This is a genomic window from Acidovorax sp. WCS2018Noco2-16 (assembly GCF_031843945.1).
Classification (GTDB): domain Bacteria; phylum Pseudomonadota; class Gammaproteobacteria; order Burkholderiales; family Burkholderiaceae_C; genus Paracidovorax.
The window spans coordinates 263,136-277,921 of the sequence record NZ_JAVTJJ010000002.1; the positions used below are offsets into that span (position 1 = coordinate 263,136).

Consider the following 14,786-nt stretch of genomic DNA (forward strand, 5'->3'; position numbering starts at 1 on the left):
GCGTACCAGACGAAGAAGTCCGGGCGGCCCCTCAGGTTGCGCCGGACTTCGCGTTTGAGCAGACATGGCGAATACGCTCGAGTGCTGCCCAACTTCCGCAGCGCTGCAGATAATCTGACATGACCCGCTCGATTCAGTTACTCGCCATCGACCCGCAGAACGACTTCTGCGACCTGCCCGCCGACTGGCATGGCCGTGACCCACTTTCGGGTCTGCCCATCGCACCGTCTTTGCCCGTGGCCGGCGCCCATGCCGACCTGCAGCGCCTAGCCGGCTGGCTGCGCGCGCAGGGCAAGAACATTGACGCAGTGACGGTCACGCTCGACTCACATCAGCGTTACGACGTGGCCCACCCAGGCTTCTGGCGCACGGATGCCGCAGGCGAGGTCGTGCCCTTCACATCCATCACGGCGGCGCAAGTGCGCGCGGGCCGGTTCGCGCCCCGTGACTTCACCGCGCTGCCACGGGTGCTGCGTTATCTGGACGCGCTGGAAGCGCAGGGCCGCTACACACTGATGGTGTGGCCCGTGCACTGCGAGGTCGGCCGTTGGGGCCATGGTGTTCACGCAGACCTGCTCGCCGCATGCGGCGAATGGCAGGCCTTGAGCCACACCGCAGTGCGCAACGTCTTCAAGGGACTGAACCCGTGGACCGAACACTACAGCGCCATCCAGGCCGAAGTGCCCGACCCGGCCGATGCGGACACCGCGCTGAACACCCGGCTGCTGGATGCACTCGCCCCTGCCGACCTGCTGATCGTCGCCGGTGAAGCCAGCAGCCACTGCGTGCGCGCCACCGTCGAACACCTGGTGGAATACCTGCCCACACGGCGGCCTGGCTGGACGGCTGAGCGCATCGTGCTGCTGACCGATTGCATGAGCCCCGTAGCCGGCTTTGAGGCGCAGCACGGCGCCTTCATTGCCGCCATGCGCGCGCAGGGTATTCAACTGGCAAATTCAGATGAAATCAGCCTCTAGCGCCCGTCCAATAAGCGCAAGCAGCTATTAATAAGTGAGCATCCCCCGCCGGCAATGATCACCGGCTCGCTCGACACCGGCTTCTCCAAGTTCACCCCGCAGCTGGTGCTGCTGGCCAGCATCTGAGTCAGAATGGCCTCCAGCGCTTATTGGATAAGCGCAAGCTGCTCACTTTTTTGACTCCATTGCCTGCGCGGGCGCATCTGCTTCGCCGCCCATCTGCCCCTCCGCAAAACCTCCCCTTCTTGCCCATGTACGACACCGCCATCCTCATCGGCCGTTTCGAGCCCGTTCACAACGGCCATCTGGCGCTGCTGCGCCACGCGCTGGACAGCGCTGCGCAGGTCATCGTCATCATGGGTTCGGCCTGGCAGGCACGCTCGCCCAAGAACCCTTTCACCTGGGCCGAGCGCGAAGTCATGCTGCGCAACGCTCTGCCAGACGCCGATCGGGCCCGCCTGACCGTGCTGCCGGTGCGCGACCATTACAACGAGACACGCTGGGTGGCGGCCGTGTTGCAGGCGGTGTCGCTGCACACGGCGGCAGACGCGCGCATCGGCCTGGTGGGGCATTTCAAAGACGCGACCAGCAGCTATTTGCGCGCCTTTCCGGGCTGGCAGCTGCTGCCGGTGGAGCGGCAAGGCAGCATCGACGCCACTGCGATTCGCGATGCTTACTTCGGCGCCCAGCCGCACAGCGTGCGTACCGCGCTGTCGCCGTTGGCCGGCCAGATGCCCGGCAGCACGTTGGAGTTTTTGCAGGCCTTCGCCGACCAGCCGCATTACGCCGCGCTGCAAGAAGAGTGGCGCATGCTGCGCGGCTACCGGCAAGCCTGGGCCGCGGCGCCCTACCCGCCCGTCTTCGTCACGGTCGACGCGGTGGTGCGCTGCCAGGGCCACGTGCTGCTGATCCGCCGTGCGCACGCGCCGGGCCGCGGTCAGCTGGCCGTGCCGGGCGGCTTCATCGAGCAGCGGGAAACCGTGTGGCAGTCGTGCCTGCGCGAGTTGCAGGAAGAAACCCACTGCCACCTGCCCGAGGCGGACATGCGCGCTGCGCTGCGCGAGGTGACCGTGTTCGACCACCCGGACCGCAGCCAGCGCGGCCGCACGATCACGCACGCGCATTACTTCGATCTGGGAGATGCGCCTTTTCCCACGGTGCGTGCGGACGACGATGCGGCCGACGTGCAATGGGTGCCGGTGGAGCGCATCGCCAGCCTGGAAGAAGCCTTCTTCGAAGACCACTTCCATATGCTGGATCACTTCCTGGGCATCACACCGCGAGTGGGCAGCTGAATCCGCACCGGGCGCGCATGCGCCCAGCCAAGGGTTGAGTACAGCTCAGCGCAGGGCGCGCAGCGTTGGCGCGGGCAGTGCGCCGGCCGTCCCGGCGGTATCGCTCACGCGGAACTGGTCCACCGTCTGCGACAGCGCCTGCGCCTGATGCGCCAGCGACTGCGCAGCAGCAAGAGCCTCTTCGACCAGCGCAGCGTTCTGCTGCGTGCTCTGGTCCATCTGCGACACGGCCTGGTTCACCTGCGCGATGCCGGCGCTCTGCTCAGCGCTGGCCGCGCTGATCTCGCCCACCATGCTGGTGACGCGTGCGACGCCTTCGACGATCTCGCGCATCGTCTCGCCCGCCTGGCGCACCAGGCCCGTGCCCACGCTCACCTTGGCGACAGAATCATCGATCAGGCCCTTGATCTCCTTGGCGGCAGAGGCCGAACGCTGCGCCAGACTGCGCACTTCGCTGGCCACCACGGCAAAGCCGCGGCCTTGCTCGCCGGCGCGCGCCGCTTCCACGGCGGCGTTCAGCGCCAGGATGTTCGTCTGGAAGGCGATGCCGTCGATCACGCTGATGATGTCCACGATCTTGCGTGACGATTGGTCGATGGAGCCCATGGTGTCCACCACCTGCTCGACCACCGCGCCGCCGCGTGCAGCCACGCCGGAGGCGGCCTGCGCCAGCTCGTTGGCACGGCGGGCGTTGTCGGCGTTCTGCTGCACCGTGGAGGTCAACTCTTCCATCGACGCGGCCGTTTGCTCCAGCGCGCTGGCCTGCGATTCGGTGCGCGACGACAGGTCGCTGTTGCCTGAGGCGATTTCCGCTGATGCCGTGGTGATGGAGCCCGTGCTGTCGCGCACCTGGCTTACCAGGCGCGCCAGGTTGTCGCGCATCACGCGGATGGCGTGCAGGATGCTGGACTCGTCCCCCGGGCGAGTCTGCACGTCCACCACCAGGTTGCCAGCGGCGATCTGGTTGACGACCTCGGCTGCGTACTGCGGCTCGCCACCCAACTGGCGCATCAGCGTGCGCTGCATGCTCCACGCCAGCCAGCCCACCGCCAGCATCAGCACGCCGCCGATAGACAGCAGGATGGCGGTGTTGCGCCAGAAGGCCTGTTCGATGTCATCGATGTAGTCGCCAAAACCGATGATCCAGTCGAAAGGCTCGAACTTGGTGATCGCGTACAGCTTTTCCACCGGCTCCTTGGCACCCGGGCGGGTACCCGGCGCCACCACCATGGCCACGGTCTTGCCTTGCAGCGCTGCACGGTAGCGCTCGCCGGCTTCGCGCCCCACCTTTGCGTCGACGATGCCTACGCGTTTCGGGTTGGGGTGTACATAGTTCACATCGTCGGTATAGCCCCGCACGAAGAAGTACAGGTCGCCCTTGTGAAAGCTGCCAATGGCGGCCTTGGCCTGCTTCAAGGCTTCTTCGCGCGACAGCTTGCCGGCCTTTTCCTGGTCATAGGCCTTTTGCGCGGCCTCGTGCGCCAGCACTACCAGGGTGGACAGCTGGGCGGTGCGCTCTTTCATCATCGATCGGTACAGGGTGGTCAGCGCCACTGCCGATAGCACCATCAGCCCAAGCAGCGTAGTGCCACACAGCAGCACGATGCGGGTTCGCAAATTCATCTCGTTCTCCGTCTCGCGTAAGTCATAAAACCGTCACGCACGAATATAACAAGTAGACACAATTTACGAAGCCTGCGCGGCTCGAATGTCCGTCAGGTGGAATAGCGGGGCGAAAAAAGACCCGGCCGAGGCCGGGTCCTGCTGTCCGCGCGCGATCGTGGCGCACGCGGGCTTGCTCTTCCTCATCGACGTTGGGAGCGCCCCGCCGCTCCCAGTACGTCGGCCGCTCAACGCGAGAGCGCGTCCTGCGTGGCAGTGTCGAGGCGGCCCGTCACCGGAATGCCCTTGTCCTTCTGGAAGTCGCGCAGCGCCTTGGTCGTGCGCGGGCCGGCAGCACCGTCGGGCGTGCCCACGTTGTAGCCCAGCCCGCCCAGGCGTTCCTGGGCTTCGCGCATCGAGATCGAAGCACCCGCCTTGGTCTGCGAGGGCGCAGCCGCACCGTCCACGCCCAGCCGCCCGCCACCGCCCAAGCCCTGGCCCTGCACGCTTTGCGCCTTGTAGTTGCGCAGCGCCACGACCATCTGGTTGTATGCGTCCATGAAGGCGGCGGTCAGCACCTTGCCTTGTGCGGTGTTCTGGTAGCCGCCCACCGCACCCCCGGCCGAGCCGCCGAAGAGCCCGCCGAAGCCGGCGAAGTCGCTCTTGGACGCACTGCCCTCCGATGCCGAGACCTGCACGCCCGAGCGGTTGTCCACCAGGGTCAGCATGGCGCTGGCCTCGCGGGTCTTCAAGCTGCCGCCGATGGCTGCGATGGCCGCACCGCGCCCGCCACCCAGCAGGCCGCCCAGGGCACCGCCGATGCCGCCGGCATCGCTGTTGGAGAAGATGATTTCGGGCGACATGCCGTAGTCGGAGGCAACCATCTGGCCTTGGCCGAAGTTGCTGCCCCCGCGCATTTCGCCCGAGCCCATGAGTGCACGCTCGCGGTTCATGGCGTTCATGCCGGATGCGCTGCGCTCGACCACGATGAAGCAGTTCGATTGCTGGATCAGCAAACGCAGCAGGTTGGAGGTGGGAGGCAGCTTGTATTCGTTGCGCAGGATGGTGTACCAGCCGGCGTCCTGGTTCTCGACCAGGGAGACGGTGCCCAGGGGGCTGGAGCACTTTTGCAGCTGGGCGCTCTCGCCCGCTGCGGAGGCGCCGCCAGCGGCACCGGTGGCGACGGTCTTGGCCTCGGGGCTGCCCATGCGCATGTTGGTGGTCTCGCAGCCGGCCAGCAGGGCCACTGCGGCGCAGGCGGTGGCCAGCAGAGCAAGGCGCTTGCTCGTCGGGGCGGGCGCGGCGGATGGAGTCGAGACGTAAAGCGATTGGAGCGTCATGGAGTCAAGCAGCGGTAGAAGCAAAGCGCTGGAAGGTAGCTGGCCTCAAGCAGTGCGAGAACCCTACCGCGGGGGGGATCCTGTAACGCGGTAGTGCGGGGCCAGCATGGCTGACGGCCACCGATAGTTACTGCTGCTCGGGTACTGTCAGCGAGCGCGCCTCTTGAAAACAGGACGAATGCCCGTATCATTAGCACTCGACACCGATGAGTGCTAACAGCATGCGCCGGTCGATTTCGCAAGCGCCCGCCCTCAGCGGGCGCACCGTTGATATCCCACATTTTTTTGACCCAGGAGATGCACATGAACCTTCGCCCCCTGCACGATCGCGTGATCGTCAAGCGCATTGAAAGTGAAACCACGACCGCTTCCGGCATCGTGATCCCCGAAAACGCTGCCGAAAAGCCCGATCAAGGCGAAATCCTGGCCGTTGGCCCTGGCAAGAAGAATGACAAGGGCGAAGTGGTTGCCCTGAACGTGAAGGTCGGTGACCGCGTTCTGTTCGGCAAGTACTCTGGCCAGACCGTCAAGGTCCATGGCGACGAGCTGCTGGTCATGAAAGAAGACGACCTGTTCGCAGTCGTCGAGAAGTAATTCTGCTGCCCGCAGAATTCACTCACATTTTTATAGCTGCTAGCGCTTGATAGATAAGCACTAGCGGCCAATTTGACCCAAATTCTTTAGGAGCCAAACATGGCAGCAAAAGACGTAGTTTTCGGCGGCGAAGCCCGCGCACGCATGGTTGAAGGCGTGAACATCCTGGCCAACGCGGTCAAGGTCACCCTGGGCCCCAAGGGTCGCAACGTGGTGCTCGAGCGCTCGTTCGGCGCCCCTACCGTGACCAAGGACGGTGTGTCCGTGGCCAAGGAAATCGAACTCAAGGACAAGCTGCAGAACATGGGCGCCCAGCTCGTGAAGGAAGTGGCTTCCAAGACGAACGACATCGCTGGTGACGGCACCACGACCGCTACCGTGCTTGCCCAAGCCATCGTTCGCGAAGGCTCCAAGTACGTGGCCGCCGGCCTGAACCCGATGGACCTGAAGCGCGGCATCGACAAGGCGGTTGTCGCCCTGGTCGAAGAGCTGAAGAAGGCTTCCAAGGCCACCACCACCTCCAAGGAAATCGCCCAGGTCGGCTCGATCTCCGCCAACTCCGACGAGTCCGTGGGCAAGATCATTGCCGACGCGATGGACAAGGTCGGCAAGGAAGGCGTGATCACCGTGGAAGACGGCAAGAGCCTGGACAACGAACTCGACGTCGTTGAAGGCATGCAGTTCGACCGCGGCTACCTGTCGCCCTACTTCATCAACAACCCAGAAAAGCAAGCCGCGATTCTGGACAACCCCTTCGTGCTGCTGTTCGACAAGAAGATCAGCAACATCCGTGACCTGCTGCCCGTACTCGAGCAAGTCGCCAAGGCCGGCCGTCCGCTGCTGATCATTGCCGAAGAAGTCGAGGGCGAAGCCCTGGCGACGCTGGTGGTCAACACGATCCGCGGCATCCTGAAGGTTGTGGCTGTGAAGGCACCTGGCTTCGGCGACCGCCGCAAGGCCATGCTGGAAGACATCGCCATCCTGACGGGCGGCAAGGTCATCGCTGAAGAAGTGGGCCTGACGCTGGAGAAGGTCACGCTGGCCGACCTGGGCCAAGCCAAGACCATCGAAGTGGGCAAGGAAAACACGATCATCATCGACGGCGCTGGCGCTGCTGGTGACATCGAAGCCCGCGTCAAGCAAGTGCGCATCCAGATCGAAGAAGCTTCCAGCGACTACGACCGTGAAAAGCTGCAAGAGCGCGTGGCCAAACTGGCTGGCGGTGTTGCCGTGATCAAGGTGGGCGCTGCGACCGAAGTCGAGATGAAGGAAAAGAAGGCGCGCGTGGAAGACGCACTGCACGCCACCCGCGCTGCCGTGGAAGAAGGCATCGTGGCCGGCGGCGGCGTGGCACTGCTGCGTGCCAAGCAAGCCGTGGGCGACAGCCTCAAGGGCGACAACGTCGACCAAGACGCCGGCATCAAGCTGGTGCTCAAGGCCGTCGAAGCGCCTCTGCGCGAGATCGTCTACAACGCTGGTGGCGAGCCATCGGTGGTCGTGAACAAGGTGCTGGAAGGCAAGGGCAACTTTGGCTTCAACGCTGCCAACGACACGTACGGCGACATGCTCGAGCTGGGCATTCTGGACCCCACGAAGGTCACCCGCGCAGCCCTGCAGAACGCCGCTTCCGTGGCGTCCCTGCTGCTGACGACCGAAGCCATGATTGCTGAAGCACCGAAGGACGAATCCGGTGCTGGCGGCGGCATGCCCGACATGGGTGGCATGGGCGGCATGGGCGGCATGGGCATGTAATTGCCCCCAGCCCGGCTGCAGGTGGATAGGGCTTCGGCCCTCCTATCCAACCCGGTCAGCGGACACAAAAAAACCCCGCAGGTTGCAAGACCTGCGGGGGTTTTTTTGGCTCGCCACCCGATCGGAGGACATGGCACTGGCACTGGCACTGGCGGGCACCCTCGCCCGCCAGCACAGCGACTTTCAGGCGATCAGAATCGATAGGTAGCGGTGACCATCACGTTGCGGCGCGTGGGCATAGCGCCAGTTCTGGCTGTGATAGGCCAGCAGCGCATCGCCCCCCAGCGCCGAAGGCACGCGCGGGCCGACACCATAACGGAACGAGGACAGGTAGCCGCCCCCTGGCGCCCACGGAAAAGCCGTGTACGTCACCCAATGAGAACCGGTACAGCCCCACACTGCTGCCTGATTACGCGGCAGGCCTTCCAGCGCTTTGCCGACATCGGTGTAGTTGTAATGCGCGATCAGGTCGAACACCGACGACATGCGCGTCTTCATCTCCAGCTCCACACCCTTGTTCTTGGTTTCGCCGGCCTGCAGGCGGTTGTCCGGATTGGTCGGGTCGCCAATCAGCTGGTTCTTTTCCTTCAGCTTGTAGACCGACGCGGTGAAGGTGGTGGCGCCCCCTAGGGCATCTACTTCACGCCGACTTCCACCTGCTCACCCTCCATCGGCTTGAAGCGGGCACCGAACACGTTAAGACGCTGACCGGCGTGAACGACTCGGCATAGCTGAAGTACGGAGTCCAGCCTCCGCCCAGTTGGTACATGACGCCCAGGCGCTTGGTGGTGTCGCTGGCGCGCTCGTCGGGTGTGCGGTCCACGCCATTGGTCACCCGGTCATGGCGCAGTCCGGCAATGAAGATCCAGCGGTCCCATTTCATCTGGTCCTGGACGTACAAGCCGGTCTGGCGCTGCTGATTGCCCGCCACCGCTACCGGCGTTACCGCGGCCCGGCCGGTGTAGACCGGGGCGAAGGCGTCGATAGGCAGGTCGTAGGCGCCGCCAGAGTCGGTCTAGCCCTCGGTCCGGCGGTTCCAGTCCACACCCAGCAGCAAGTGGTGCTGCAGCCCGCCGGTGTTCAGGCGGCCCTGCAAGTGGTGTCCACCGTGACCACGCGGGTGCGGGCGGTGTTCTCGCCATAGAGTCGCCCGATCACGCGCTGGTTGACAGGATCTGAGCCGAAGCCGCCTGGGAGGGTGAAGAAATCAGCGTAGTAGTAGGCACCCCGGTTCTCGTTGCGCGCCACGCGCAGGTTCTGGCGCACGGTCCATGCATCGTTGAAGCGGTGTTCGAACTGGTAGCCGATCGATTCGCGGTCGGTATCGTAGTAACCGCCTGGTTCGCCGATGAAGCAGCTGGTGGGCAGCCGGCCATTCGGGTTGGGGCAGCAGCGTGCCCGACCAGGGCAGGAACTGCGCCACGCTGCCTGTGCGGTTTTGCTGCCAGTGTGCCTGCAGCAGCAGCGACGTGGCGGTGTTCGGGCGCCACATCAGCGAGGGCGAGATCAGGCGGCGGTCGTCGGGCACATGGTCGACCTGCGTGTCGGCGTCGCGGGCTACAGCCACCAGGCGGTACGACCATTTGCCGTCTGCGGTGAGCGGGCCGCTCAGGTCGGCCTGCAGTTGCTTGCGGTTCCAGCTGCCTAATTGCACGCCCACTTCCCGCTGCGTTTCCTGCAGCGGACGCTTGCTGACCATGTTGACGACGCCTGCCACCGTGCCAGCGCCGAACAGCATGCCGGACGGCCCGCGCAGCACTTCGAGTGCGCTCCAGTGTGCAGGGGTCGGCCGGAATGGTGCTGGTGTAGTAGTTGTAGCTTTGGCGCAGGCCGTCCAGGTAGATGTCCGGAGTGCTGTCGCGCACAATTCACTCTCAAATCTGTAGCTACTAACGCCCTGTACAAGAGCGCTAGAGGCTAATTCGACTGCTATTCGTGGTCAAACCAACCGCTGCAGCAGCCCCGCTGTGGACGCGTCCAGCCCTTGTGCATTACCCGACGCCAGCCGCGGCTCCAAGTCCTTCGCCAGCACCTTGCCCAGCTCCACGCCCCACTGGTCGAAGCTATTGATGCCCCAGAGCGAACCGCTCACGAAAACGCGGTGTTCATACAGCGCGATGAGCGCGCCCAGTGCGGCGGGCTCCAGGCGCTCCAGCAGCAAGAAGGTGCTGGGCCGGTTGCCCTCAAAACGGCGATGGCCGTCGTCGCTGGCCTGCCCCAGCATCAGCGCGCGGGCCTGTGCCAGCGCGTTGGCGACCAGGCGCGGGTGCTGCGCCGGCAGGTCGGCACCGCCGCGGCGCAGGGCGATGAATTCCACCGGGATCACATCGGTGCCCTGGTGGATCATCTGGAAAAACGCGTGCTGGCCGTTGGTGCCCGGCTCGCCCCAGATCACCGGCGACGTGGCGAACGGCAGCGCTTCGCCCGCTGCGTCCACGCCCTTGCCGTTGCTCTCCATCTCCAACTGCTGCAGATAGGCCGGCAGCCGGCGCAGGCCGTGGCTGTAGGGCGCCACGCTGCGGCTGGAAAAGCCGTGAAAGTTGCGGTACCACACGTCCAGCAGGCCCAGTCGCACGGGCAGGTTCTGCGCCAGCGGTGCGGTGCGGAAGTGCTCGTCCATAGCGTGCGCACCCGCCAGCAGCGCGCGAAAGTTCTCGGCGCCGATGGCAATGGCGATCGGCAGCCCGATGGCCGACCAGAGCGAGTAGCGCCCGCCCACCCAGTCCCAGAAACCGAGCGTGGTGTCGATGCCGAACTTCGTCGCCGCCTCCACGTTGGTGGTCAGCGCGTAGAAGTGGCGCGACAGGGACAACGCCGCATTGCGGTCGTCGCTGCCGCCCTGGGCCAGAAACCAGTCGCGCGCGGCGCCCGCGTTGGCCATGGTCTCTGCCGTGGTGAAGGTCTTGGAGGCGACGAGAAAGAGCGTGTTCTCGGCCTTCAGCTGGCGCAGCAGCAGGCCCAGTTCCATGCCGTCCACGTTCGAGATGAAGTGCAGGCGCTTGCCTGGGTGCTTGAATGCTTCGAGCGCCTTCACCACCATCGACGGCCCCAAGTCGGAGCCGCCGATGCCAATGTTGACCACGTCGGTGATCGCGTCGTCGCCGCGCACACGCTCGGCCAGCGCCAGCATGTCCTTCAGCGTGGCATGCACGTCGCGCAAACCGCTTGCTACCACTTCAGTAGCAGCCTGCGCTTGACCAGCGGGCGCTACAGCCGGTTTCCTTAACAACCAGTGCATCACCGCGCGTTGCTCGGTGTGGTTGATGTCGGCGCCGGCAAACATCGCGTCGCGGTGGCTCTCCAGCCCCGTTTCGCGGGCCAGTTGCAGCAACAACTCTTCCGCCCTCGCGTCGATGCGGTTCTTGGACAGATCGGCAAACACGTGCGGCGCCTGCTGGCTGAATCGCTCAAAGCGGCCCGCGTCTTGGGCGAACGCATCGCGCAGGTCGAACGAGCGGCCGGTGGTCTCGAAGTGCGACTGCAGCAGCGCCCACGCGGGCGTGCGGTCGCAGCGTATGCGGGGTGGGGTCGCGGGTGCGGCGTCGCTCATGCAGCCGCCTGCATCAGTTGCTCCAGCTTGGCGGCGTCGGCGGCAAAGGCGCGAATGCCCTCGGCCAGCTTTTCCGTCGCCATGGCGTCGGCGTTCAGCGCGTAGCGAAAGCCCGGCTCGTCGTAGTTCACGGCGGGCAAGTCCAGCCCGCGCGCGGCGTCGGCGTCCAGCGCGCGCTGCACCGGCGCTTCGCTTGCAGCCAGTTGCGCCAGCAGGTCAGGGGCGATGGTCAGCAGGTCGCAGCCGGCCAGCGCGACGATCTGGCCCACGTTGCGAAAGCTCGCGCCCATCACCTCGGTGGCAATACCGAAGTGCTTGTAGTGCTGATAGATCTGGCGCACCGACTGCACGCCAGGGTCGTTCGGGCCGGCCATGGCGGCTTCGTCCCATGACGCACCGGCCTGTTTCTTGTACCAGTCGTAGATGCGCCCGACGAAGGGCGAGATCAGCCTGACCTTGGCCTGGCCGCAGGCGACGGCCTGCGCGAAGGAGAACAGCAGCGTCAGGTTGGTGTGAATGCCGCGCTCTTCCAGCCGGCGCGCGGCCTGAATGCCTTCCCACGTCGAGGCGATCTTGATCAGCACGCGGTCGACCGGAATGCCTTCGGCCTGGTACAGCTCGATGATGCGTTCCCCGCGCGTGACAGTCGCTTCGATGTCGAACGACAGGCGCGCGTCCACCTCGGTGGACACGCGGCCCGGGATGAGCGAGAGGATCTCGCAGCCGAAGCGCACGATGAGCCGGTCCATCACTTCATCGAGCGGCCGGCCGCGCCAGCGCGACACGGCTTCTGTCAGTAGCGGCGCGTAATCGGGTTTCTGCACTGCCTTCAGGATCAGCGACGGATTGGTGGTGGCGTCCTGTGGCTGGAAGGCGCTGAGCTGGCGGAAATCGCCGGTGTCGGCCACCACGGTGGTGAACTGTTTGAGTGCGTCGAGTTGGTTCAAGGCTATTCCTTCCTGCGATGGTGCCCGGGGGTCGGATCCCGGCGCACTTCAACCGCCAAGTGTATGACGCAGCCATGCCGGGCTCATGTCAGCGAAGGCCTGATGATGAAACTCGGTAACATACCGGCAGTTTTTTCTGGGCGCTTTGTTAAGAAAGTCACTGCACGATGAGCTTCGATCTGGTTCTGTTTGGCGGCACGGGCGACCTGGCCTGGCGCAAGTTGTTGCCGGCCCTCTTCCAGGCGTTCCGCCACGGCTCGCTGCCCGAGGGCGGCCGCATCATCGGCGTGGCGCGCGACGAGTTGAGCGATGTGGCGTATCGCGAGTTGATCGCCAGCCGCTTTGACGACGTGATCCAGGAAAAGCGCCCCACGGCCGAAGAGTTCGCCCGCTTTGCGGCGCTGCTGGAGTACCAGCGCGTCGATCTTTCCAAGGCCGAGGACTACGCCCAGCTGGCTGCGCGGCTACGCGAGCGCAATGCCGATACGGTGGTCATGTACCTGGCGACCGCCCCCAGCCTGTTCACCACCGCCTGCGAGCAACTGGGCGCGGCGGGCCTGGCCACACCCCACACGCGCGTGGTGCTGGAAAAGCCGCTGGGGCACGACCTGGCCTCCAACCGCGCCATCAACGCCGCAGTGCGCCAAGTGTTCCAGGAAGAGCAGATCTTCCGCATCGACCACTACCTGGGCAAGCCCGCCGTGCAGAACCTGCTGGCGCTGCGCTTCGGCAATGCACTCTTCGAGCCGCTGTGGCGCCGCGAGACGGTGGCCAGCATCGAGATCACCATGGCCGAGCAGTTGGGCGTGGAAAAGCGCGGCGCCTTCTACGACGGCACCGGCGCGCTGCGCGACATGGTGCAGAACCACGCGCTGCAGCTGCTATGCGCGATCGCCATGGAGCCGCCCATCAACGCCCATGCCGACGCCATCCGCGACGAAAAGCTGAAGGTGCTGCGCTCGCTGGTGCCCTGGACGCCCGCCACGCTGGCACGCGACGTGGTGCGCGGGCAGTACACCGCCGGCAATTCCGGCGGCAAGCAGGTGCCCGGCTATGCGCAGGAAGCCGGCGTGCCGCCGGGCAGCCGCACCGAAACCTTCGTCGCCTTGCGCACCGAGATCGCCAACTGGCGCTGGGCCGGCGTGCCGTTCTACATCCGCACCGGCAAGCGGCTGGCGGGGCACGAGGCGCACATCGCCATCAACTTCCGCCCCACGCCGCACCCGATCTACCGCTCGCCGCTGGGTGCGGCCAACCGGCTGGTGATTCACCTGCAGCCGCGCGACGGCGTGGCGCTGCACCTGTTCGCCGCCGGGCAGGACCAGCGCGGCACGCGCATTGCCGAAGCACAACCGCTGGCGCCGGTGCACCTTGACCTGGACTTTGAGCAGCGCTTTGGCACCGAGCGCGTGGGCGCCTACGAGCGGTTACTGCTCGACGTGATCGCCGGACGCCTGAACCTCTTCGTGCGCGCCGACGAGCAGGAAGCCGCCTGGCGCTGGGTCGAGCCCATCATGCAGGCCTGGCACGACGCGGGCGACGGCCCCCGGCCCTACACCGCCGGCAGCTGGGGCCCCAGTGCCGCCAGCGCCATGGTGGCCCGCGAAGGCCACACATGGATAGAAGAGGCGTGAAAAATCCCTCCCTGCGTCGCCCGCGGCGCCTTCCCTGCCTGGGGGGACGACGCCAGTGGCCTGGCAAAGCCCGTTCCACGGCGTCCGCTGGCATGGCCTGCTCCGCGGCCATTCGATGGGCGAGGCTGCGCCGGTTTCAAGCGCTGTGGGCTGTCACTGCAACAGGTCACTGACATGCTAGATCGCATCACTGCCTCCCTGCCCTCGCTGGCGCCTGCCGAGCAGCGCGTGGCGCACCTGGTGCTGGCCGATGCACGCGCGTTCGCCCGCCTGCCGGTGCGCGAGCTGGCCGCACGCGCCAGCGTCAGCAAGCCCACGGTGGTGCGCTTTTGCCGCAGCATGGGCTATGACGGACTGGCGGATTTCAAGCTCAAGCTGGCCGGCAGCGTGAGCGAGGGCGTGCCCTTCATCCACCGCAGCGTGGACGCCGACGACAAGACCGGCGACGTGCTGGTCAAGGTGGTGGACAACGCCGTGGCGGCCTTTCTGCAGTACCGCAACGCGGCCAGCACCGGCGCCATCGAACGCGCGGCGACGGCCATTGCCGCCACCTGGAAGACCGGCCGGCGCATCGAGATCTACGGCGCGGGCAATTCGGGCATCGTGGCGCAGGACGCGCAGCACAAGTTCTTTCGCCTCGGCATCACCAGCATCAGCACCAGCGACGGCCACATGCAGGTGATGAGCGCCACGCTGCTGGGGCCGGGCGACTGCCTGATCATCGTGTCCAACTCGGGCCGCACGCGCGATTTGATGGACGCGGCCGACATTGCCCGCAAGAACGGCGCCACAACAATAGCCATCACCGCCAGCGGCTCGCCCCTGGCGCTGGCCTGCCCCATCCACCTGGCGGCCGACCACCCCGAGGGCTACGACCGCTACAGCCCCATGGTGTCGCGCCTGCTGCACCTGCTCATCATCGATGTGCTGGCCACCTGCGTGGCGCTGCGCATCGGCGAGCCGCTGCAGCGCGGGCTGCAGCAGATGAAAGACAACCTGCGGGCCAAGCGCTACACCTGAGCCGGCTGCGGCAAAAAACTTCGATTGTTTTTGACCTCTAAGGATCCTCTTCACGAATCTCTTCTGACCGTGCTA

13 protein-coding genes are annotated in these 14,786 nt (G+C 65.6%); 6 read left to right on the plus strand and 7 right to left on the minus strand.

Annotation, left to right across the window (positions count from 1 at the left end; genetic code table 11):
* The first annotated feature begins 119 nt into the window (after positions 1-119).
* Positions 120-977: a cysteine hydrolase gene (locus RQI28_RS06635; RefSeq protein WP_311221821.1), complete on the plus strand. Its 858-nt coding sequence runs from the start codon at positions 120-122 to the stop codon at positions 975-977.
* A 251-nt stretch (positions 978-1,228) separates the two neighbouring features.
* Positions 1,229-2,272: a bifunctional nicotinamide-nucleotide adenylyltransferase/Nudix hydroxylase gene (locus RQI28_RS06640; protein ID WP_311221822.1), complete on the plus strand. Its 1,044-nt coding sequence runs from the start codon at positions 1,229-1,231 to the stop codon at positions 2,270-2,272.
* A 45-nt stretch (positions 2,273-2,317) separates the two neighbouring features.
* Here RQI28_RS06640 and RQI28_RS06645 read toward each other — a convergent pair whose 3' ends face one another.
* Both RQI28_RS06645 and RQI28_RS06650 read right to left on the minus strand, forming a co-directional pair.
* Positions 2,318-3,895 (minus strand): methyl-accepting chemotaxis protein, encoded by a 1,578-nt coding sequence (locus RQI28_RS06645; protein WP_311221823.1) that lies wholly within the window; start codon positions 3,893-3,895, stop codon positions 2,318-2,320.
* Positions 3,896-4,122: 227 nt separating this feature from the next.
* Positions 4,123-5,214, minus strand: coding sequence for a peptidoglycan-binding domain-containing protein (locus RQI28_RS06650; protein ID WP_311221824.1), 1,092 nt, complete (start codon positions 5,212-5,214; stop codon positions 4,123-4,125).
* Between the two features lie 303 nt (positions 5,215-5,517).
* On the opposite strand from RQI28_RS06650, the gene RQI28_RS06655 reads away from it, so the two are divergent.
* Both RQI28_RS06655 and groL read left to right on the plus strand, forming a co-directional pair.
* Positions 5,518-5,808 (plus strand): co-chaperone GroES, encoded by a 291-nt coding sequence (locus tag RQI28_RS06655; protein ID WP_311221825.1) that lies wholly within the window; start codon positions 5,518-5,520, stop codon positions 5,806-5,808.
* A 99-nt stretch (positions 5,809-5,907) separates the two neighbouring features.
* Positions 5,908-7,560: a chaperonin GroEL gene (gene groL, locus RQI28_RS06660; protein WP_311221826.1), complete on the plus strand. Its 1,653-nt coding sequence runs from the start codon at positions 5,908-5,910 to the stop codon at positions 7,558-7,560.
* Positions 7,561-7,743: 183 nt separating this feature from the next.
* On the opposite strand, the gene RQI28_RS06665 is transcribed toward groL, so the two are convergent.
* The 5 genes from RQI28_RS06665 to tal all read right to left on the minus strand — a co-directional run bounded on the left by RQI28_RS06665 (position 7,744) and on the right by tal (position 12,057).
* Positions 7,744-8,151, minus strand: a complete 408-nt coding sequence (locus RQI28_RS06665) for a TonB-dependent receptor domain-containing protein (RefSeq protein WP_311222063.1) — start codon at positions 8,149-8,151, stop codon at positions 7,744-7,746.
* A gap of 49 nt (positions 8,152-8,200) precedes the next feature.
* Positions 8,201-8,551 carry a TonB-dependent receptor domain-containing protein gene (locus RQI28_RS06670; protein ID WP_404976965.1) on the minus strand — a complete coding sequence of 117 codons (351 nt, stop codon included), beginning with the start codon at positions 8,549-8,551 and terminating at the stop codon, positions 8,201-8,203.
* 216 nt (positions 8,552-8,767) lie between these two features.
* On the minus strand, positions 8,768-9,298 hold the full coding sequence (locus RQI28_RS06675) for a hypothetical protein (protein WP_311221828.1): 531 nt from the start codon (positions 9,296-9,298) through the stop codon (positions 8,768-8,770).
* A 201-nt stretch (positions 9,299-9,499) separates the two neighbouring features.
* Positions 9,500-11,110 carry a glucose-6-phosphate isomerase gene (pgi, locus tag RQI28_RS06680; protein WP_311221829.1) on the minus strand — a complete coding sequence of 537 codons (1,611 nt, stop codon included), beginning with the start codon at positions 11,108-11,110 and terminating at the stop codon, positions 9,500-9,502.
* A complete protein-coding gene (tal, locus tag RQI28_RS06685; RefSeq protein WP_311221830.1) occupies positions 11,107-12,057 on the minus strand; it encodes a transaldolase in 951 nt (316 codons plus the stop codon). Before tal ends, pgi begins: the two co-directional genes overlap by 4 nt.
* Before the next feature lie 167 nt (positions 12,058-12,224).
* Here tal and zwf point away from each other — a divergent pair, with 167 nt between their 5' ends.
* Both zwf and RQI28_RS06695 read left to right on the plus strand, forming a co-directional pair.
* Positions 12,225-13,691: a glucose-6-phosphate dehydrogenase gene (gene zwf, locus RQI28_RS06690; protein WP_311221831.1), complete on the plus strand. Its 1,467-nt coding sequence runs from the start codon at positions 12,225-12,227 to the stop codon at positions 13,689-13,691.
* Between the two features lie 174 nt (positions 13,692-13,865).
* Positions 13,866-14,711 carry an SIS domain-containing protein gene (locus RQI28_RS06695; RefSeq protein WP_311221832.1) on the plus strand — a complete coding sequence of 282 codons (846 nt, stop codon included), beginning with the start codon at positions 13,866-13,868 and terminating at the stop codon, positions 14,709-14,711.
* The last annotated feature ends 75 nt before the right edge of the window (positions 14,712-14,786 follow it).

Coding starts and splice junctions, on each gene's coding strand:
- RQI28_RS06635 (WP_311221821.1), top strand. CDS start 120: ATGACCCGCTCGATTCAGTTACTCGCCATCGACCCGCAGAACGACTTC.
- RQI28_RS06640 (WP_311221822.1), top strand. CDS start 1,229: ATGTACGACACCGCCATCCTCATCGGCCGTTTCGAGCCCGTTCACAAC.
- RQI28_RS06645 (WP_311221823.1), bottom strand. CDS start 3,895: ATGAATTTGCGAACCCGCATCGTGCTGCTGTGTGGCACTACGCTGCTT.
- RQI28_RS06650 (WP_311221824.1), bottom strand. CDS start 5,214: ATGACGCTCCAATCGCTTTACGTCTCGACTCCATCCGCCGCGCCCGCC.
- RQI28_RS06655 (WP_311221825.1), top strand. CDS start 5,518: ATGAACCTTCGCCCCCTGCACGATCGCGTGATCGTCAAGCGCATTGAA.
- groL (WP_311221826.1), top strand. CDS start 5,908: ATGGCAGCAAAAGACGTAGTTTTCGGCGGCGAAGCCCGCGCACGCATG.
- RQI28_RS06675 (WP_311221828.1), bottom strand. CDS start 9,298: ATGCTGTTCGGCGCTGGCACGGTGGCAGGCGTCGTCAACATGGTCAGC.
- pgi (WP_311221829.1), bottom strand. CDS start 11,110: ATGAGCGACGCCGCACCCGCGACCCCACCCCGCATACGCTGCGACCGC.
- zwf (WP_311221831.1), top strand. CDS start 12,225: ATGAGCTTCGATCTGGTTCTGTTTGGCGGCACGGGCGACCTGGCCTGG.
- RQI28_RS06695 (WP_311221832.1), top strand. CDS start 13,866: ATGCTAGATCGCATCACTGCCTCCCTGCCCTCGCTGGCGCCTGCCGAG.